Here is a 21,393-nt window from a genome sequence, read left to right on the forward strand (position 1 = left end):
CCGAACAGAACTTTTAATGCTAAACTTATCAAAGAACTATTTGGCATAGTGGCAGAAGCCGCTTAGCCGATATGTTGAATTCTTAACGGACTATTAATACGTCTAAGCGTTAAAAAATCAAGTTCCGCAAGCTCAAGTTGCAGTTGACGAGCAACAAGTTGACAGGTCTACAAGGTGTTTACTTAAGTTTCGGATTTAATATTTCTCTGGTAGTTAAGCAGTTAAGAAGTTAAGGAGTTAAGGAGTTGAGCCAATACATTGTGAGCTGTTTGTTTTTCTATTGGCTTTTAACTCCTAAGCCCGCCCTGGCGGAATCTCTCCCCCTTCGGGGGGAGTTGGAGGGGGCTTCCTTCTAACTCCTCTAACTCCTGCAAGTTTGGCTTCGCCGATTTTCAATTCGGTAAAACCAAAACTTGAATAATAAAATCTTCATTCCTCATTCTTCATTATCTCGTCTATTGGCCTTTAACTCCTAAGCCCGTCCAAGACGGGTGATAACTCCTTTTGACTCCTTTAACTCCTGGAAGTTTCGCACTTGCGAAACTTGAGTAAATATAAAGTCAAAAATGGAAAACCGAGGACGGAAAGCTGACAGTCTCTCCGTCCTCAATTTTCCATTCAATCATCAGTTATCGGTCTGCAAGGTATCAGAACTGGAAGAATCGTTTGGCATTGTTGTAGCTGATGTCCTCAATCATCTGGTTTACGCGTTCCATCTCCGATACGGGTATCTCGCCGTTCTCCACATCGCGGCCTACGAGGTTGCACAGCGTACGGCGGAAATATTCATGACGCGGATAAGAAAGGAACGAACGCGAATCGGTCAGCATACCTACAAAGCGGCTCAACAGGCCCAGTACGGACAAGGCATTCATCTGCTTCTCCATGCCATCCTTCTGGTCGAGGAACCACCAGCCCGAACCGAACTGGATTTTGCCGGGAACAGTACCGTCCTGGAAGTTACCCAGCATGGTGGCTATCACTTCGTTGGCACAGGGGTTCAGGTTATAGAGGATGGTCTTGGTCAGCTTGCCTTCCGAGTTCAGGCGGTCCAGGAACTTGGCCATGGCCTTGGCGGTCGTAAACTCACCGATGGAGTCAAAGCCCGTGTCGGGTCCCAGCAGCTTGAACATCTTGCTGTTGTTGTTTCGGATGGCTCCGTAGTGGTATTGCTGTGTCCAGCCCTTTTCCCAGTCCATCCGGCCGAATACCACCAGCATGGCCGACTTGAACTTCAGTATTTCCTCCTTGCACAGGGTTGCGCCGCCATATACCTTATTAAATATAGCCTTGATTTCGGCTTCCGTATAGTCCTCGGCATAGAATTCCTCGATGCCATGATCGGAAAGTTTACAGCCCTGGCTGGCAAAGAAGTCATGACGCTTGCGCAATGCCTCCACCATGTCGTCAAACGTAGAAATCGTCACGCCGCTCACCTCGGACAGCTTTTCCACGTAGGCACGGAAATCGGCAGGCACCTCTACGGCCATCGCTTTATCAGGACGCCAGGTAGGCAGCATCTTTACCTCAAAACCGCTCTCACGGGTCTTGATGTGGTATTCCAGCGAGTCTACAGGGTCATCGGTCGTACAAACCACTTCCACATTGTAACGGCGCATCATGCCGCGTGCCGAGTATTCGGGCAGCTTCAGCTTCTCGTTGCACTCGTCGTAAATCTCGCGGGCAGTCTGCGGGTTCAGGATTTTAGTAATGCCGAAAGCGGTCTTCAGTTCCAGATGCGTCCAATGATACAACGGATTGCGGAAAGTGTAAGGCACCGTCTCGGCCCATTTCTCAAACTTCTCCCAGTCTGTGGTATCCTTTCCTGTACAATAGCGCTCGTCCACTCCGTTGGTACGCATGGCACGCCACTTGTAGTGGTCGCCACCCAACCAGATTTCGGTCAGCGATTTGAATTGGTAGTCATCGGCAACCATCTGCGGAATCAGGTGACAATGATAATCGATAATCGGCATCTTGGCCGCATGTTCGTGATACAACTTCTGTGCGGTTTCGGTCTGCAACAGGAAGTTTTCATCCATAAAGTTTTTCATTTCCCAGTGTTTTAAATATCTAAAAATATTACTTTTCCATTCAATACACGATACAACGTTGATAATAAACAGAATATGCTCTTTTCTGCTTTCACTTTTATTAACCGTTATCGAACACAAAAGTAGAAATTTTACTTGGAGCAACAAAATTATTCGTATCTTTGCGGCAATTAATTTATAATATTTAAGCTTTGAATGTTGAACCTTATCGCCCCCTCGAAATGGAAAACAAGAATTATACCATTAAGGACATAGCACGGCTGGCCGGCGTGTCGGCAGGAACCGTAGACCGCGTGCTACACAACCGCGGCGACGTCTCTGCGGCAAGCCGGGAAAAGGTACAGAAGGTTCTTGACGAAATAAACTACCAACCCAACATGTTTGCCATCGGCCTGGCCGCCAAGAAACCCTACCGCATTTTGTGTATTATACCTTATAATAAGGAACACGACTATTGGCATACCGTGGAACAGGGCATCGGCCGGGCCGCGCAGGAGATGCAACCGTTCAACGTCAAAGTAGACTACCTGCACTACAACCATGCCGACAAGGAGTCATACATGCAGACCTGCCTTTCCCTGCACGAAGAGCCGGCGGACGGTGTGCTCATAGCCCCCAACTTTGAGGAGGAGACACTGAGGCTGACCGCCGCACTGGAGAAGAGGAACCTCCCCTACGCCTTCGTCGACTTCAACGTGGACGGCGCACACGCCCTCTGCTACATCGGACAAGACTCACGCATGAGCGGATACGTGGCCGCCAAGGCACTGATGAGCCGCTACCGGCAGGGAGAGGAGCTCATCTTCTTCCTCAACAACCAGAAATCGAGCCCCGCCGAGATACAGATGCGCCGTCGCCTGAAAGGCTTCATGGACTACCTGGGCGAGCGCAACGAACAGCCCACCATCCACGACGTCATCCTCCAGAAGGAAGACAGCACCGAAAACAGGCGGATACTGGACCGCTTCTTTGCCGGACATCCGCACGCCGTTCTGGGAGCAGTCTTCAACTCGCGCGTCTATCAGGTGGCCGACTACCTGCGCGAGACCGGCCGCCGGCTGGATGCTCTCGTGGGCTACGACCTTCTGCCCAGGAACACCGACCATCTGCGCACAGGCCAGGTGGACTTCCTCATCGGACAGCGCCCCGAACTGCAGGGCTACTACGGTGTGAAGGCCCTGTGCAACCACATCGTCTTCAAGAAGCCCGTGCCGCCCATCAAGTACATGCCCATCGACATCCTGATGAAGGAGAACATTGACTACTACTTCGAGTTTGAATGACGACATACAAGACTGACAAACAATTTATATCAACCTTTATATACATTACTGACAATGAAAGCATTGAACAAACTGACGGCACCCAAGTCCGTCGCTCCCGAGAGAATCATCCAGTTCGGTGAGGGAAACTTCCTCCGCGCCTTTGTAGACTGGATTGTCTACAACATGAACCAGAAGACCGACTTCAACAGCAGCGTCGTAGTCGTACAGCCCATCGAGCGCGGCATGGCCGAGTGGCTCAACGGACAGGACTGCCTCTATCACGTCAACCTGCAAGGCCGTCTGAACGGTGAAGCCGTGAACTCGCTGACCCGCATCGACTGCATCAGCCGCGCCCTCAATCCCTACACGCAGAATGCGGCTTTCATGGCACTGGCCGACCAGCCCGAAATCCGCTTCGCCATCTCCAACACCACCGAGGCGGGCATCGCCTTCGACCCCGCCTGCAAGCTGTCCGACGCCCCCGCCTCCTCCTACCCCGGCAAGCTGACGCAGTTGCTCTACCGCCGCTTCAAGACCTTCAAGGGCGACAAGACAAAGGGACTCATCATCATGCCCTGCGAGCTCATCTTCCTCAACGGACACCACCTGAAGGAGTGCATCTACCAGTACATCGAGCTCTGGAAGGACGACTTCGGCGCCGACTACGAGAAGTTCAAGACCTGGTTCACCAAGTACTGCTACGTATGCGCCACCCTCGTGGACCGCATCGTGCCGGGCTTCCCCCGCAAGGAGATTGCCCAGATACAGAAGAAAATCTGCTATGCCGACAACCTCGTCGTACAGGCCGAAATCTTCCACCTCTGGGTCATCGAGGCCGCCGAGAACCTCTCGCTGCGCCAGCTGGCCGACGAGTTCCCCGCCAACAAGGCCGGACTGAACGTGCTCTTCGTCAAGTCCGAGGCACCCTACCACGAACGCAAGGTGACCCTGCTCAACGGCCCGCACACCGTCCTCTCGCCCGTGGCCTACCTGAGCGGAGTGAACATCGTGCGCGACGCCTGCAACCACCCCGTCATCGGCAAGTACATCCACAAGGTGCAGTTCGACGAACTGATGCAGACCCTCAACCTCCCCATGGACGAACTGAAGAAGTTCGCAGCCGACGTGCTGGAGCGCTTCAACAACCCCTACGTGGACCATCAGGTGACCAGCATCATGCTCAACTCCTTCCCCAAGTTCCAGACACGCGACCTGCCCGGCCTGAAGACTTATCTGGAGCGCAAGGGCGAACTGCCCAAGGGACTGGTGCTCGGCCTGGCCGCCATCATCACTTACTATAAAGGCGGCGTTCGCGCCGACGGAGCCGAAATCGTGCCCAACGACGCACCCGAAATCATGCAGCTGCTCACCGACCTCTGGGCAACGGGCGACACCCGCCGCGTGGCCGAAGGCGTACTGGCAGCCAAGGACCTCATCTGGGGCGAACACGGCGACCTGAACGCCATCCCCGGCCTGACGGACATGGTGACCGACTTCCTGAACTCCATCCAGGAAAAGGGCATGCTGGAGACCGTAAAGAGCATCCTCTAACGCAAGCCCCCGCCACGGCGGAAGCCCCCACACAAGGGAGCCGGAAAGCCGCAGTGACTGCACACGCTGTCACTGCCGGCCTTCCGGCTCCCCGCGTTTCAAGACGCCGGGCGACGACACCCGGCCCGCCGCCGCTCACTCCCGGGGCGCACGCACGTAGACCCGGTGCGACCCGCGCCCCTCAATACCGATGCCCGCACCCGGTGTCTCGCGCCACCTGCGCAGCTCCCGCCCCGCCGTCGTCCGGCTCAAGCCCGTCAGGGCGGCATAGACCGGCACCGTCAGGAAGGCGTTCTCCTCCAGATAGCGCTGCGCCAGCGCCAGACGCTCGTCCGGCGTAAACTCCGACACCCGACAGTCAATCCGCCCCGGCGCACGCGTCAGCCGGCAGCGCAGGTTCGTCTCCCTCAGCAACCCCTTCGCCGGGCGGAAATTGACGCCGCCCACCTCAATGCTTCCCGCATTGCGCCGCCTGCCGCTTCCGTCGGCCGCCTCGCGTTCCTTCCCCTTCTTCAGCGACAGCGAGGGCGTAAACAGCCCCAAGCCGTCAATCTTCACCGACCGCCCCTCGGCCATGGCCCACGCCACCGCACGGGCCGCCAGCTCCAGCGCAGCCTTCACCTCGGCCGGGTTCAGCGTAGTGTGTACCGCGGCCAGCGCGGCCAGTTCGTCCGTCCCGCAACAATCCCTGATAATCATCCGCGGGTAAAGCAACTTCTCACCTTCCCGGTGGAAGTCCTTCATTTCCTGCATAATGTATTCTGCTGACATAGGCATATAAAGTTTAAGAGATACCGTAGAAAAAGTTCAGTAGAATGGAGAGAAAACTTCCAAACACCTCGGAATGAGTTTAAAACCGAATAGTAGTTTCTACAAACCATTCTTTGGTTTATAAAAACCGAACAGTGGTTTATACAAACCAAAGACCGGTTTTAAAATCAGACAAGGCAAAGATAAAGTTTTTCCCCCGTAATCGCAAACATTCCTCCCCATTCTCTCCAACTTTTCATCGGCACGAAGCCCACACACCTGCCTACAGGCGGCACACGGCCGCCGGGCGGGAGGCGCGACAGGACGGCCACCGCCGCGCCCGCAGCCGCACCGGGCGGCACGTAGAGGCAGAAAACACTTGGCTTTAATCGCAGAAATACTTATCTTTGCGCCCAAATAATGACTGAACATGAAGTTTTCCGAACTATCACTGAACGACCAGGTACTGGATGCGTTGGACGCCATGCGTTTCGAGGAGTGCACTCCGATACAAGAGCAAGCCATCCCGGTCATACTCGAAGGTAAAGATTTAATAGCAGTGGCACAGACCGGCACCGGCAAGACCGCCGCCTACCTGCTTCCCGTACTGAACCGCCTCTCCGAAGGCAACCACCCCGAAGACGCCATCAACTGCGTCGTCATGGCCCCCACGCGCGAACTGGCCCAGCAGATAGACCAGCAGATGGAAGGCTTCTCCTACTTCATGCCCGTATCCAGCGTGGCCGTCTATGGCGGCAACGACGGCATCCTGTTCGAGCAGCAGAAGCGCGGCCTCACGCTGGGAGCCGACGTGGTGATAGCCACTCCGGGGCGCCTGATAGCCCACCTCAGCCTGGGCTACGTGGACCTCTCCCGCGTGTCCTACTTCATCCTGGACGAGGCCGACCGCATGCTCGACATGGGCTTCTACGAAGACATCATGCAGATTGTCAAGTACCTGCCCAAGGAGCGGCAGACCATCATGTTCTCCGCCACCATGCCCGCCAAGATACAGCAGCTGGCCAACTCCATCCTGCACGACCCCGTCGAAGTGAAGCTGGCAGTCTCCAAGCCGGCCGAGAAAATCATACAGGCCGCATACATCTGCTATGAGAACCAGAAACTGGGCATCATCCGCCACCTCTTCGCCGAGCAGACGCCCGAACGTGTCATCATCTTCGCCTCGTCCAAACTGAAGGTGAAGGAAGTGGCCAAAGCCCTGAAACAGATGAAGCTCAACGTGGGCGAGATGCACTCCGACCTGGAACAGGCGCAGCGCGAAGAGGTAATGTACGAGTTCAAGGCCGGGAAAATCAACATCCTGGTGGCGACGGACATCGTGGCGCGCGGCATCGACATCGACGACATCCGCCTGGTCATCAACTACGACGTCCCCCACGACAGCGAGGACTACGTACACCGCATCGGACGTACCGCCCGCGCCAACAACGACGGCGTGGCCCTCACCTTCGTCAGCGAGAAGGAGCAGAGCAAGTTCAAGACCATCGAGCGCTTCCTGGAGAAAGACATCTACAAGATACCCGTTCCCGAGGAGCTGGGCAGCGCCCCAGCCTACGCCCCCCACGCCCCCGAGAAAAAGAAGAACGGCGGCGGCAGGCACAACAACCGCAAACGCGACCGCAACAGGAAGTGACACCCCGTCACCCCCACCGGCACGGGGCTTCGTCCCCGGCCGAGGCATCGCCAATCTGCCATCCGCACAAAACTTTGGCACCCCGGATGCGTTTTATTCCAAATGAAATCCATATCTTTGCCAAAGATGTTCCCCGCCGGGGAACCATCCTCAACTTAAACACAGTAAAGAAAAGAGTTATGAGAAAGATTAATTTAAAAATGACAGCCACCGTACTCGTCTGCGGCGCATTCCTGTTCTCATCGTGCATCGGTTCCTTTAGCCTGCACAGCAAACTGGTCAGCTGGAACCAAAGTATCGGCAACAAATTTGTTAACGAACTCGTCTATCTGGCCTGCAACATCATCCCCGTTTACGGAGTTTGCTACCTGGCGGATGCACTGGTTATTAACTCCATCGAGTTCTGGTCCGGCAGCAATCCCATGGCCAGCATCGGAGACATCAAGAAAGTACAGGGTGAAAACGGCAACTACCTGGTGGAAACCCTGGAAAACGGCTACTCCATCACACGCGAAGGTGAAGACCTCTCCATGCAGCTCATCTATGATCAGGACCTGAAGACCTGGAACGTCGTATCTGACGGTGTATCCACCGAACTGATAAAGCTGAATGAAGATGGAACTGCACGGATGTACCTTCCAGATGGCGAAAGCATGGATGTAGCACTGAACGCCCAAGGCGTAAGTTCCATGAGACAGGCAGCTATGATAAACTTATATGCCAACCGCTGACTCATTCTACAGTACCAAGAAATTGACACTGATTGTCAGGGTCTCAAAGAGGATGTATCCCAAATGAATAAACACCGGCATATTGTCATCAGCTTTAGCTGAAGCCTCTTATGGCAACTTACCCACAGACATAGGACATAGTTCCACGGGCAGAAAGCCGAATCTTGGAAACACATGCACAGGTTCTCGGTTCTTCGCTTCATTCAAGCAGACGTGAGATTTAAATCATACTTATTCTAATGCGTCCTCACATTGAGTCAGACGACCTTCATTTACAACAGTAAGAACCTTATCATTCCCCATCCCAATGGAATTGGTAAGGTTCTTCATATTTTCAGCCCCTATATAGCACAGATACAGAGCCAATCCAAACTTGAGTTCATCGATTTTCAAACCGAACTAACCGGAAACAGGACACAATCTTCCGCACAGGACTGACAGTATACATTCTCTTTCCCATCCAGTCATTTTGACTCACCCAAAGCACGGGGAGTCTTTGATTCAAGTACTTACCTTCAGCTGGACACACAGTCTGAGAGAAAAAAATAAGCCTTGTCTCGCGACAAGGCTCATTCACAACACAAACACAAAATAAAACACGACAAAACTACTATGCAATCTTACCTGTCTATGCCGGGGAGGCATACGTACTATTTATGGATATTCACATACTCATAAAGAGCTTCAGGTTGATTAGCACCATATAAACAAATGCGGGGATGCATTTGTTTTATCCTTATTGTTAAAAAGAACAAAATTCAATTTGTCAAATACCATACGCTCTTATTGAATACCTCTTTCACGAAGCTTCAACTGCCAATTCCATGCAGAAAGCAGCGTATCTTCAATACTCGTTTCGGCCTTCCATCCCAACTCAGTATTGGCAAGTTCCGGATTGGCCCAAACTTTTTCAATATCACCAGCACGACGACCAACTATCTGATAGTTCAACTTTACACCTGTTGCCTTTTCAAAAGCATGGATAAGTTCCAAAACAGAAAGTCCACGTCCAGTACCAATATTGAATACTTCCACTTTTTCTTTCTGTTTCTTCTCCAAGATTCGCTGTATTGCCACTACATGAGCCTTTGCCAAGTCTACAACGTTAATGAAGTCACGAATGCAGGAGCCATCAGGCGTATCATAATCATCACCGAATACGCTCAACTTCTCACGAATGCCGATAGCAGTCTGAGTAAGATATGGTACCAAATTTTGTGGTACCCCATTAGGCAATTCACCCAACAAAGCAGTAGGATGAGCACCAATCGGATTGAAATAGCGCAACAAGATTGCACTTATAGGAGCACCAGAAGCTACCGTATCACGCACAATCTCTTCATTGATTTGCTTTGTATTTCCATAGGGAGACTCAGCCTTCTTGATAGGTGCATTTTCTGTAACCGGCAATTCATCCGGTTGACCATATACAGTACATGAGGAAGAGAATACAATACCTTCTACCCCGTATTTCGGCATCAGCTCCAACAAATTAATCAACGAAACCAAATTGTTTCGATAATAGAGCAACGGTTTCTGTACAGACTCACCTACAGCCTTACTTGCAGCAAAATGAATAATAGCCTTTATATTCTTATATTTAGCAAATACCGCTTCAAGACCAGCAAAATCCAAACAATCCAATTTTTCAAAAGCAGGACGAATACCCGACACTTTTTCAATGTTGTCTACCACATCAGCATTGGAATTGGACAAATTGTCTATAATAATCACCTCAAAACCTGCATTTTGAAGTTCTACGACTGTGTGAGAGCCGATATAACCGGTACCTCCCGTAACTAATATTCTTTCTTTCATAAATTGAGCATTTAGCTTATAGGTTGTCAAAACGATACAAATGTAAGAAAATAAATTTATATAAATGACAAAACGAGAAAAAAAACGCAGATTGACACCAATATTTCCACAAGTAAAAAGAGACTTATGAAAAAAGGAGGTGTCAATCTGCGCTACACAAACGCTCTTATTCGAAGAATCAAATCTTCACAACGCCTGAAAATCCCATAAACGCCATAGCCAACAAGCCAGCAGTAATAAGGGCGATAGGAGTTCCCTGCATACCCTTAGGCACATTAACCAGACTCATTTGTTCGCGCAAGCCTGCAAATAAAGTCAAAGCCAAACCGAAGCCCAAGGCTGTTGAGAAAGCGTAAACAACACCCGTCAACAAATCATAATTCTTTTGGATAACCAAAATGGCAACACCCAAAATACAGCAGTTTGTTGTAATCAAAGGCAAGAACACGCCCAACGCCTGATACAAGGAAGGGGACACCTTTTTCAGGATAATTTCCACCATCTGTACCAATGCAGCAATCACCAGAATGAAAGTAATGGTCTGCAAATAGCCCAGCCCGAAGACATCAAGCACAAACTTTTGAATAAGGAAAGTGACAATGGTGGCAATCGTAAGTACAAATGCTACGGCAGCAGACATACCCAAAGCCGTCTCAACCTTCTTGGAAACACCCAAGAAAGGGCAGATTCCCAAGAACTGCGACAATACGATGTTATTGACAAAGATTGCCGAGATAAATATCAGTATATATTCCATAATATAACAATTACAAGTTATTTAATTACGCCTTCTTCAGCCTGTTAACCAAAGCAATAAGGTAACCTAAGGCAATGAATGCACCGGGAGCCAACACAAACAGCAACATGCCGTATTCCTCAGGAAGAAGAGTCATGTTAAAAATCTTGCCAGTCCCCAGGAATTCACGCACGGCGCCCAACAATGTAAGCGCGATGGTAAATCCGAGTCCTATACCCAAACCGTCAAAGAACGAAGCAACCGGATTGTTCTTGGCAGCAAACGCCTCAGCACGCCCCAACACGATGCAGTTCACCACAATCAGAGGGATAAACAGGCCAAGAGTAGCATAGAGGTCAGGGACATAGGCCTGCATAATCATTTGTAACAACGTCACGAAGGAAGCAATCACCACAATATAAGAAGGAATGCGGACCATATCAGGAATCAGGTTCTTGATGGCAGAAATCACCACATTGGAACAAATCAGCACAAACATGGTAGCCAAACCCATACCCATACCGTTAATGGCAGAAGAAGTTGTACCCAACGTAGGACACATACCAAGCAGGAGTACAAATGTGGGGTTTTCTTTAACGACCCCATTCATCAAAACTTTAAAATTATTCATGTTTCTACTCCTTTCTATTATTTAACGCTGACAGAATCCGCAGCTGCGGCATCAGCAGATTCAACACTCTTTTGAGTAGCACCCGAAGTGCCGTCAGTCGTATTCTGACCGGCATAAGCAGCATAAGCGGCATTGACGGCATTCAGGAACGCACGGGATGTGATGGTAGAAGCTGTGATGGCATCCACTTTTCCACCGTCCTTGCTGACGGTCAACGGAGCCTCGCCCGGATTCATTCCGGTGATGTCTCCCTTGTTGCCACTTTTGAACCAGTCGGCAGCCTTAGAGCCCAATCCCGGAGTCTCAGCATGAGACAAGAGTGAGTAATCGATAATTTTGCCCGACGCATCAAATCCCACCAGAACTCTCAAATCTCCACCAAAGCCCATGGCAGAAGCCTCGACTGCGGCACCAATATACTCACCACCTTTCGTAGCAGGATAGACGGCATATTCCACACCGTTCACTTCCTGCATCTTCTTCTCAGCAATGGGGTCATTGTCAAACCCGGGAACTACCGCGCTGACTGCGTCACTCAATGTCTTGGCATTGGCCAACGCAATCGGTTCTTTTGTCAATTCATTCACATAAGCCAGCAAGGCTACGGAGATAGCAGTAACTCCCGTAAGCACCAGCAACATGTTCTTCAAAGATGATTCTAACTTTTTCATTTTTTCTTTGCCACCTCCCCAAAGCGTTTAGGTTTCACATAAGTGTTAATAAGTGGAGTGAACGCATTCATAATCAGAATGGCGAACGACATACCCTCAGGATATGCTCCGAACAAGCGGATAATCACCGTAAGCAGACCAATGCACACACCGTAAATAAGCATACCCTTGTGGTTCATCGGTGAGGTTACATAATCTGTAGCCATAAAGATGGCTCCCAGCATCAGACCTCCCGACAGCAGGTGTACGAAACCACACGCATACTTGGCAGGGTCAACCAGGTGCATAATATAACTGAACACGAATACGGTTACCAGAATGGATACAGGGATGTGCCAGGAAATGATTTTCTTCCAAAGCATATAGGCCAACCCCAGCAACAAAGCCAATGCACTGACCTCGCCGATACAGCCGGGATTGTTACCAATGAGCAAATCGAAAGAACTGGGAAGCTGATCAATAGAGAAACCCGGCGCACCATTGATGACACCTTTCATAATGGCCAACGGAGTAGCCGTAGTCACCGCATCGGTATAAGCAGTCAGCTGTCCAACAGCAGGCCAGCTGGTCATCTGCACAGGGAAAGACAACAGCAGGAACACACGTCCAACCAACGCCGGATTGAAAGGATTGCAGCCCAGTCCGCCGAAGGACATCTTGCCGACACCGATGGCAAACAAGGCACCTATGATGATAATCCAAACCGGCAGGTTAGAAGGCAGGTTGAAAGCCAGCAGCACACCAGTAATGATGGCCGAGCCATCGGCTATGGTAGATTCTTTCTTCAACAGAAACTTGCAAATGGCCCATTCGAAGAATAGACAGGAGAGCACGGAAACAGCCGTAACAATCAACGCGCCCAACCCAAAAAAGTAAAGCGATACAAGAAATGCCGGTACCAGTGCTATCAGTACTCCGTACATATTCTTTTTCACACTGTCACCCCCATGCACGTGAGGTGAAAGAGATACAACCAATTTATTCATACTTCATTATTTTTTAGCTTGACGTGCACGTATCATGGCGCCTACCTTTCCTTTACCCAAACGGATGTAATCCAGCATCGGGCGGTTGGACGGGCAAGTGAATTGGCATGAACCACACTCAATACATGACATAATATCTTCTTTTTCCACTCGTTCAAAGTCTCCGTGAGCCGACACCGTTGCAAGCAAATAGGGCTCGAGTCCCATCGGACAGGCACTTACACACTTGGCGCAACGGATACAAGGTTGAGGAGCGTTACGCCGGGCTTCCTTGTCATTCATAATCAAGATGCCCGAACTTCCCTTGGTCGTAGGCACATCGGTGTTCATCAGTGCCTTACCCATCATGGGGCCACCACCTATTATTTTACCGGTATCTTCAGGCAAGCCACCGCAAGCGTCAATCAACTGCTGCATCGGCGTACCGATACGGGCCAGAAAATTAGAAGGTTTGGACAGCGACTTGCCGGTAACGGTAATGACACGTTCAAACAAAGGCTTGTTTTTCTGCACAGCCTGATAAACGGCAAATGCCGTACCCACATTCTGAACGACCGCACCTGTAGAGATGGGCAATGCGCCGGCTGCCACCTGACGGTTGATGATGGCGTCTATCAACTGCTTTTCACCGCCTTGCGGATATTTCACCTTCAGAGGAACTACTTCAATGCCAGCATAGCCGGAAGCGACCTTTGTCATCAGCTGGATAGCATCAGGTTTGTTATTTTCAATACCGATGAATGCCTTGTTAACCTTCACAGCCTTCATCAGAATGGAAACGCCCACCATAATTTCCTCGGCATGTTCCAACATCAACTGGTGGTCTGCAGTCAGATAAGGCTCACACTCCACAGCATTGATAATGACGCATTCCGCCTTGAATGCAGGAGGAGGACACAGTTTCACCTGCGTGGGAAAACAAGCTCCTCCAAGACCTACGATACCTGCATCAGCTATTTTCTTCACGATTTCCTCAGCAGAAAGGGTACATTCCTTCACCAAATCTTCCGAACGGTCAATGCTCTCCTCCCACTCATCTCCTTCCACATCAATGAAGATAGCCGGTTTGGCATAGCCACTTGCATCGATGACGGTATCTATTTTTGCAACCTTACCGCTGACGGATGAATGTATGGCTGCTGAAACGAAGCCGCCGGGTTCGGCAATTTTTGTGCCAACTTTCACTACATCACCCTTGGCCACAATGGGCTTTGCCGGAGCACCCAGATGCTGTCCCAACATAATAACCGCCTTTGCAGGAACTTCTGCCTTGACAATGGGCTGATGCGCTGAAAGCTTATTTTCGTGTGGATGAACTCCACCTATTGAAAATGTCTTCAACATACAATTCTGTATTTTAAACGTTTATTTATTCTGCAATCATTATTTGTTCTCAGAAGCCTTCTCCGCTTTTTCCTCAACCGGGGCGGCAACCACCTTCGGAGCCGTTTCCGCCTTAGGAGCTGTTGTTTCTTCTGCCTTCGGCTTACGCGGAGGGAAGTTCAATGCAATAATTGTATGTTGCGGACAAGCCTCTTCACACTTACGACACGACTTACATTTATTGTAATCAATGTATGCCAGGTTGTTCTCCAGCGTAATGGCTTCAAACGGACATACTTTGACACACTTTCCACAACCGATGCAGGCAACCGTACAAGCCTTGCGGGCCACAGCGCCCTTATCCTTGTTCACGCACTGCACGTAAACACGACGTGACTTCTTGCCTTGCGGACGTATTTCGATAATGTTTCTCGGACAAGCTTTGGCACAAGCACCGCAGGCCGTACACTTGGCTTCATCAACCTCGGGAAGACCCGTCTCCGGGTTCATGTGGATAGCACCGAACTGGCAAGCTGCCACACAGTCGCCGCATCCCAGACATCCATAACTACAGCCCGTTTCTCCACCATACAGAGAAGAAGCGATGGCACAACTCTTGGCACCGTCATATTGATTGATTCGAGGACGGTTAGCACACGTACCGTTGCATCTCACCACCGCAACCATAGGCTCGGAAGCGGTTGCATCCAATCCTAAGATTTCGGCCACCTTTGCCATAACCGGCTGTCCGCCCACCGGACAAAGCTTGCCATCCAGCGAACCGGCCTTCACGCATGCGTCTGCAAATCCACTACAACCGGGGTAACCACATCCACCGCAATTTGCCTGTGGCAACACAGCCGAAACCTGGGCAATCCGCGGATCTTCATACACTGCGAATTTCTTGGAAGCGACGTAAAGTATAGCCGCCGAAACCAGCGCTATCACTCCCAACGAAATCACTGCAATCAGAATTACATTCATAAATTAGTTGTTTATTGATTATTTATTATTAGTTAGTTATCTTCCATTGAACGCACTGAAAAAGAGAATTTCTTTCCCAAACGAGCCCTGTTTAACCACAGGCCACCGTAATAGGGCACAAGCAACACTAACGAAGCCAACGCAGAAATCAGCTCGTCGTTACAAAGTGCCATAAAAACAAAAAGGGAAATTACTAAAATAAGAAAAGGGAAAATAAAGGCAAAGGCCACTGCAGAGGCTCCCATGGACAACTCACCCACCACCCAGACTCGTTCACCTATCTGATAAGAAGCGGCATCAGCGTCTGTCACGTCAACTAATTTCTCCTTGACGTCGGCAGAAGTGCAATGCCCCTTGATGCTGCATGCCGCACATGCCGAAGTTTGGACAATTCTCACTTGAAGATGAGAACCGTTTATGTTTTCCACAATACCTTGATGTTTTATAGTATTCGCCATTTTGCAAAGTGTGCATTACAAATCGTGGCAAATTTACGCATAATTTATGAACTGCAAGGGTTTTGGAAGCTTTTTTCTGTGTGCGATAACGCTTTTTTCCCGTTTTAGATACTTGTGGCACACATAATGAACACACATACTGCTACGAATATAAAAAAAGTCCCTCTTCAGAACCGTAAAGAATAATCCGGATTCCAAAGAGGGACCTTAACAATAAAAGGTGAACAATCTGCAAGTGGTATTACCGACAGGCCCCACTATAAAAGCAAGACTACCACGTATAATTAAGTCCGAAACCAAACGTCTCGTTTACCTGGAAATAACTATCACCTACCGTCGGCATGGCACTGTCATCATAACGTGCCCACACATACAGCTTGGCAGACAAATAGCGGTTCAACACAAAATTGACTGTACTTTCCCATTCGATACGAACCCAATCATAACTGGTCAGATAGTCCAAACGAGAATTCAATGTGACAGACGGAATAATGGTCCACGCCACATTGGACTGCACCTGCGAACCAAAACTATGCTTCACACTTTTCCCCTCATCCAATCCATAACTGGTTTCGCTGACTTTGCTGTTGCCCACATAGCGCAAGCTGTAAGACAACGGAGCCAGAAAGACAGAGAGTGTCACCTTATTTTTGGACAGTTTGTAGTCCATACCGATACTGGTAGCCCAATCGGCAGGCGCAAAAAAAGCCGCTTTCAAGTCTTCGCTATTGGCGGGATAGGCCGGACAGAACTGGGTTTTGAATTCAGTTGAAATAGTATAATACCACTTTGCAACCGCCTGTATACCCATTTTGCTGTACAAGCGCAATTGGTCGTTGTTCACCAGATAATTATGAAACTCATCGGAAGGAGCCGATATGAACCCTAATTTTGCTTCCACCAGATTTTCCCACTGGACCTTTTCACGGTCATTATAGTTGGCATAAAATTTCAGATAGGCAAGCACTGAATGCGTACTTTCGCCCCCTTTATACCAGTTGTCAGAGAAGTGGTTCTGAGTAAACTGCAAAGAGCCGTTACCGCCTGTCACCCACCAGTTAGGCTTATGAATAATCACCTCGGCATCTTCCTTTACCCTCACCATGTTTTCCTGCACAAACAGGCGGACAATGCTTGGTCTGGACGATGCCTCCTTCACGATGTTATCCTTGAATGCACGACCTTCGTTAATTTCTCTTTCTGTACTCACCACAAGATCCGGACAATCCACGTACGCCTGCAACAGAGCTCGATCCACCACTTCATCAGAACGTTTTTTGGAAGTAAAAGCCAAGGTGTCGTAAGGCAGCATTTCACTTACAGGAGAAACCAATGTGTCCATTGGATGAAAAGCCCATCGTAACTTGGAAATTCGCTTCAAAGGAGCTGTATAATAAGTAAAAGGCACAAACAACCTATAATAATCAGGATTTGATGCAATATATCTTTCCGGAGTAGTCGGATTATTCAGATAATCCAATATCCCAAAATATTTCTCATAAAGAACGGAAACCGTATCCACTTTAAATATAATTGTGTCTTGCGTACAAAGCAAAGTATCCTGCATTTTCAATTTAAATATCCAACGCTCTTTCAGTATATCCGGTAAAGTATCTGCCTGAACTGTATCTTGTTCATTCACAATACTCGACTCACTCCTTGCCTCCCGCGCCACAATTATCGTATCCCGAAGGCCGTTGCTATCGGGTACTACATTCAGCGCCATAGCTGACGAAGAGAAAACAAGGCTCATTATCCACAAAACAAAATGTCTATTCTTCATACACTTCATAACCATGATTCGAAGGCAAAAATACGTCATTTTTAATTAGGAAACAACCCGTAAGGAAAATAAATGAGGAAAGCTATGGAATACAGCCAACGACACAAGGGGAGAAGCCTCTTTATACAATAAGACGATATTTAACAATGCACATCGGACAAGCGAAAATAATTAAATGCCACAATAAGGGTTCACACCATATTTCGATATTTTAGAATCACAGAACTATGATTTCAAATCCATTCTCCCAGATTATCTCTTGTATCTTCCACCAGCTCTTGCCTACAAGCCCACTATAATCCTGCCAAACATGAGATTTTTACATTTGTTTTAACCAAACCTTATGTACTTCCTCATTTTTTTCATAATTTTGCGCTTTAAAATTGAGAATAAAATCATTAAAACAGTAAAGCTGTGGGAGAAACAAAGTATATTTTCGTCACCGGTGGCGTTGCTTCTTCATTGGGAAAAGGCATCATCTCATCCTCCATCGGAAAATTGCTGCAAGCAAGAGGTTATAAAGTTACTATCCAAAAGTTTGACCCGTACATCAACATCGACCCGGGTACCCTCAACCCCTACGAACACGGTGAATGCTACGTGACAATAGACGGACACGAAGCTGACCTCGACCTGGGCCACTACGAACGCTTCCTAGGCATTCAGACAACGAAAGCCAACAACATCACCACGGGACGCATCTACAAGAGCGTCATCGACAAGGAACGCCGTGGCGACTATCTGGGCAAGACCATCCAGATTATCCCTCACATCACGGACGAAATCAAACGGAACGTGAAGCTACTGGGCAACAAATACAAATTTGACTTCGTCATTACCGAAATAGGCGGTACCGTAGGTGACATCGAGTCATTGCCCTATCTGGAAAGTATCCGCCAGCTGAAGTGGGAATTGGGCAAAGACGCACTCTGCGTACACCTTACTTATGTACCCTATCTGGCTGCTGCCGGCGAGCTGAAAACCAAACCGACACAACACTCTGTCAAGGAACTGCAAAGTGCCGGAATCCAGCCAGACATCCTTGTGCTTCGCACAGAACATGAACTGAGCACAGGCCTCCGCAAAAAAGTAGCACTCTTCTGCAACGTGGACGAAGAAGCCGTCGTGCAGAGCATCGATGCTCCGACCATCTACGAAGTGCCTATCCTGATGCAGGCGCAAAAGTTGGACGAAACAATTTTAAAGAAGATGGGGCTTCCCGTTGGCGACACTCCGGGTCTCGGTCCGTGGCGCAGCTTCTTGGAACACCGCCACAAGGCAGAGAAGACCGAACCCATCCACATAGCCTTGGTGGGCAAGTATGATTTACAGGATGCCTACAAGTCCATCCGCGAAGCCCTTTCGCAGGCCGGTACCTACAATGACTGCAAAGTGTCCGTAGACTTCGTGAACAGCGAAAAGCTGACCGACGATAATATTGCCGAAGCCCTGAAAGGCATGTCAGGCGTACTCATTGGCCCCGGATTCGGTGAGAGAGGCATCCCTGGCAAGTTTGTCGCCATCCGTTATGCCCGCACCCACAACATTCCCACTTTCGGCATCTGTCTGGGCATGCAGTGCATGGCCATCGAGTTTGCCCGCAATGTATTGGGATATGCCGATGCCAACTCTCGCGAAATGAACGAGAAGACACCCCACAACGTCATCGACATCATGGAGGAACAGAAATCCATCACCAACATGGGCGGTACCATGCGTCTGGGCGCCTACGAGTGTGTCCTAAAGCCGGGCAGCAAAGCCTATGAAGCCTACGGCAGCGAACATATTCAAGAACGCCACCGTCACCGTTACGAGTTCAACAACCAGTACAAAGAGGAATACGAAGCAGCCGGAATGAAGTGCACGGGCATCAACCCCGAATCTGACCTGGTGGAAATCGTAGAAATCCCCGACCTCCGCTGGTATGTCGGCACACAATTCCATCCTGAATACAGCAGTACGGTATTGAAACCCCATCCGCTGTTCCTCAGCTTTGTGAAGGCAGCCATCGAATATAAGAACGAGAATAAAGAAAACCAAGCAGACTGACACCTTATTTATATAACAAACAACAGTAAAGAACCCAATGGATAAAAATACCATTACCGGACTGGTCCTGATTGCCATCCTGCTGGTGGGCTTCAGCTTTCTGAGCCGTCCCAGCAAAGAGCAGTTGGCAGCCCAGCAACACTATTACGACTCCATCGCCCAGGTACAGCAGCGCGAAGCTGAACTGAAAGCCAAGGCAGAAGCTGCCCTGGCCAACGAGAAAGAAATGCAGGCAACGGACTCCACCGCCCTTTTCTTCAACGCGCTCAAGGGCGAGAACAAGGGAATCACCATTCAGAACAACCTGGCCGAAATCGTTGTGGACACCAAGGGAGGCAGAATCGCATCCGCCACCCTGAAGGAATACATGGGACAGGACAAGCAGACTCCCGTCACCCTGTTCGACGGAGAGGATGCCTCCATGAACTTCCTGTTCTACAACAAGAAGGAAATCATCCAGTCCGATGACTATTACTTCACGCCTGTCAACCAGACCGATACCTGCGTCACCATGCGCCTGGCTGCCGACAGTGCCAGCTACATCGACTTCACCTACACCATGCACCCCGACACCTATCTGGTGGACTTCACCATCCAGGCGGTCAACATGGAAGGCAAGCTGGCCTCGACCAAAAACAGCGTGGACATCGAATGGTCACAGCGTGCCCGCCAGATAGAAAAAGGATATACCTACGAGAACCGGCTGGCCGAACTGACCTACAAGATTGCAGGCGACGATACGGACTATCTCTCCGCCTCCAAGGACGACAAGGAGGATGTGGCCGAGAAACTGGACTGGATAGCTTTCAAGAACCAGTTCTTCTCCTCCGTATTCCTGGCCGACGCCAACTTTGAGAACGCCAAACTGGCTTCCAAGATGGAGCCGCAGGGCAGCGGATACATCAAGGATTATTCCGCCCAGATGAGCACAGCCTTTGACCCCACAGGCAAGACCCCGACACAGATGTACTTCTACTTCGGTCCCAACCATTACAAGACGCTGACCGCCCTGGACAAGGGACGCGACGACAAGTGGGAACTCAACCGTCTGGTTTACTTGGGCTGGCCCCTGCTACGCTGGGTCAACAAGTGGTTCACCATCAACATCTTCGACTGGCTTTCCAGCTGGGGACTCAGCATGGGCATGGTGCTGCTGTTCATGACGCTCATTGTCAAGATAGTGGTATTCCCCGCCACATGGAAGACCTACATGTCCTCCGCCAAGATGCGCGTGCTCAAGCCGAAAATCGACGAAATCAACAAGAAGTATCCCAAGCAGGAAGATGCCATGAAGAAGCAGCAGGAAATCATGGGACTTTACAGCCAGTACGGAGTCAGCCCCATGGGAGGCTGCCTGCCCATGCTCATCCAGTTCCCCATCCTGATGGCTCTCTTCCTCTTCGTGCCGAGTGCCATCGAGCTGCGCCAGCAGAGTTTCCTGTGGGCCGATGACCTCTCCACTTACGACGCCTTCATCACCTTCCCGTTCCACATACCGTTCCTGGGAAGCCACCTCAGCCTGTTCTGCCTTCTGATGACAGTGACCAACATCCTCAATACGAAGTACATGATGCAACAGCAGGATACCGGAGCCAATCCGCAAATGGCCGCCATGAAGTGGATGTCATACCTGATGCCCGTCATGTTCCTGTTCATCCTGAACGACTATCCCTCGGGACTGAACTACTACTACTTCCTGTCTACCCTCATCAGTGTGGCCACCATGATTATCATGCGCAAGATGACCAACGAGGAAGCCTTGCTGGCCCAACTGGAAGCCAACAAGAAAGACCCGAAAAAGATGAAGAAAACGGGATTCGCAGCCCGATTGGAGGCCATGCAGAAGCAGCAGGAAGAGCTGATGAGACAACGCCAGCAGCAACAGCAGAGGCACTGATAGCGTAAAAGTTTTTCATACAGCGAGGCCGGTTTTGCAATTGTTTGGCTAT

General features: G+C 49.9%; 17 protein-coding genes. 6 read left to right on the forward strand and 11 right to left on the reverse strand.

Translation table 11 applies throughout. The features are described from left to right. Positions 1–647: 647 nt before the first annotated feature. Positions 648–2,054: a glucuronate isomerase gene (gene uxaC, locus Q1Y74_RS03100; protein ID WP_300812264.1), complete on the reverse strand. Its 1,407-nt coding sequence runs from the start codon at positions 2,052–2,054 to the stop codon at positions 648–650. Positions 2,055–2,275: 221 nt separating this feature from the next. Between uxaC and Q1Y74_RS03105 the strand changes: the two genes are divergently transcribed. Continuing rightward, on the forward strand, positions 2,276–3,337 hold the full coding sequence (locus Q1Y74_RS03105; protein ID WP_300812265.1) for a substrate-binding domain-containing protein: 1,062 nt from the start codon (positions 2,276–2,278) through the stop codon (positions 3,335–3,337). 54 nt (positions 3,338–3,391) lie between these two features. Next, positions 3,392–4,870: a tagaturonate reductase gene (locus Q1Y74_RS03110; RefSeq protein WP_300812266.1), complete on the forward strand. Its 1,479-nt coding sequence runs from the start codon at positions 3,392–3,394 to the stop codon at positions 4,868–4,870. A 135-nt stretch (positions 4,871–5,005) separates the two neighbouring features. Here the strand turns inward: Q1Y74_RS03110 and Q1Y74_RS03115 are convergent, their stop codons facing one another. Beyond that, positions 5,006–5,641 carry an HU family DNA-binding protein gene (locus Q1Y74_RS03115; RefSeq protein ID WP_300812267.1) on the reverse strand — a complete coding sequence of 212 codons (636 nt, stop codon included), beginning with the start codon at positions 5,639–5,641 and terminating at the stop codon, positions 5,006–5,008. Between the two features lie 409 nt (positions 5,642–6,050). On the opposite strand from Q1Y74_RS03115, the gene Q1Y74_RS03120 reads away from it, so the two are divergent. Both Q1Y74_RS03120 and Q1Y74_RS03125 read left to right on the forward strand, forming a co-directional pair. Beyond that, entirely contained in the window at positions 6,051–7,274 is a 1,224-nt protein-coding gene (locus Q1Y74_RS03120) for a DEAD/DEAH box helicase (RefSeq protein ID WP_300812268.1), read from the forward strand. Between the two features lie 179 nt (positions 7,275–7,453). Further along, positions 7,454–8,005 (forward strand): DUF3332 domain-containing protein, encoded by a 552-nt coding sequence (locus Q1Y74_RS03125; RefSeq protein WP_300812269.1) that lies wholly within the window; start codon positions 7,454–7,456, stop codon positions 8,003–8,005. Between the two features lie 783 nt (positions 8,006–8,788). Here Q1Y74_RS03125 and galE read toward each other — a convergent pair. The 9 genes from galE to Q1Y74_RS03170 form a co-directional block, all read right to left on the reverse strand. Beyond that, positions 8,789–9,823 (reverse strand): UDP-glucose 4-epimerase GalE, encoded by a 1,035-nt coding sequence (gene galE / locus Q1Y74_RS03130; protein WP_300812270.1) that lies wholly within the window; start codon positions 9,821–9,823, stop codon positions 8,789–8,791. Positions 9,824–10,001: 178 nt separating this feature from the next. Beyond that, complete coding sequence (gene rsxA / locus Q1Y74_RS03135; protein ID WP_300812271.1) at positions 10,002–10,580, reverse strand: electron transport complex subunit RsxA; 579 nt, start codon at positions 10,578–10,580, stop codon at positions 10,002–10,004. Between the two features lie 25 nt (positions 10,581–10,605). Then, positions 10,606–11,190 (reverse strand): electron transport complex subunit E, encoded by a 585-nt coding sequence (locus Q1Y74_RS03140; RefSeq protein ID WP_300812272.1) that lies wholly within the window; start codon positions 11,188–11,190, stop codon positions 10,606–10,608. 17 nt (positions 11,191–11,207) lie between these two features. Further along, positions 11,208–11,861 carry an RnfABCDGE type electron transport complex subunit G gene (locus Q1Y74_RS03145; protein WP_300812273.1) on the reverse strand — a complete coding sequence of 218 codons (654 nt, stop codon included), beginning with the start codon at positions 11,859–11,861 and terminating at the stop codon, positions 11,208–11,210. Beyond that, positions 11,858–12,847, reverse strand: coding sequence for an RnfABCDGE type electron transport complex subunit D (locus Q1Y74_RS03150; protein ID WP_300812274.1), 990 nt, complete (start codon positions 12,845–12,847; stop codon positions 11,858–11,860). The genes Q1Y74_RS03145 and Q1Y74_RS03150 overlap by 4 nt, the downstream gene beginning before the upstream one ends. Positions 12,848–12,853: 6 nt before the next feature. Then, positions 12,854–14,191 (reverse strand): electron transport complex subunit RsxC, encoded by a 1,338-nt coding sequence (gene rsxC / locus Q1Y74_RS03155; protein ID WP_300812275.1) that lies wholly within the window; start codon positions 14,189–14,191, stop codon positions 12,854–12,856. 39 nt (positions 14,192–14,230) lie between these two features. Then, complete coding sequence (locus Q1Y74_RS03160) at positions 14,231–15,154, reverse strand: Fe-S cluster domain-containing protein (RefSeq protein WP_300812276.1); 924 nt, start codon at positions 15,152–15,154, stop codon at positions 14,231–14,233. A gap of 32 nt (positions 15,155–15,186) precedes the next feature. Next, positions 15,187–15,612, reverse strand: coding sequence for a SoxR reducing system RseC family protein (locus Q1Y74_RS03165; protein WP_300812277.1), 426 nt, complete (start codon positions 15,610–15,612; stop codon positions 15,187–15,189). Between the two features lie 271 nt (positions 15,613–15,883). Beyond that, positions 15,884–17,395, reverse strand: coding sequence for a DUF3078 domain-containing protein (locus Q1Y74_RS03170; RefSeq protein WP_300812278.1), 1,512 nt, complete (start codon positions 17,393–17,395; stop codon positions 15,884–15,886). A gap of 414 nt (positions 17,396–17,809) precedes the next feature. On the opposite strand from Q1Y74_RS03170, the gene Q1Y74_RS03175 reads away from it, so the two are divergent. Together Q1Y74_RS03175 and yidC are read left to right on the forward strand one after the other, a co-directional pair. Beyond that, positions 17,810–19,444: a CTP synthase gene (locus Q1Y74_RS03175; RefSeq protein ID WP_300812279.1), complete on the forward strand. Its 1,635-nt coding sequence runs from the start codon at positions 17,810–17,812 to the stop codon at positions 19,442–19,444. 37 nt (positions 19,445–19,481) lie between these two features. Next, entirely contained in the window at positions 19,482–21,341 is a 1,860-nt protein-coding gene (gene yidC / locus Q1Y74_RS03180; protein WP_300812280.1) for a membrane protein insertase YidC, read from the forward strand. Positions 21,342–21,393 lie beyond the last annotated feature (52 nt).

It is taken from the genome of uncultured Bacteroides sp., from assembly GCF_949298305.1.
Lineage (GTDB): Bacteria > Bacteroidota > Bacteroidia > Bacteroidales > Bacteroidaceae > Bacteroides.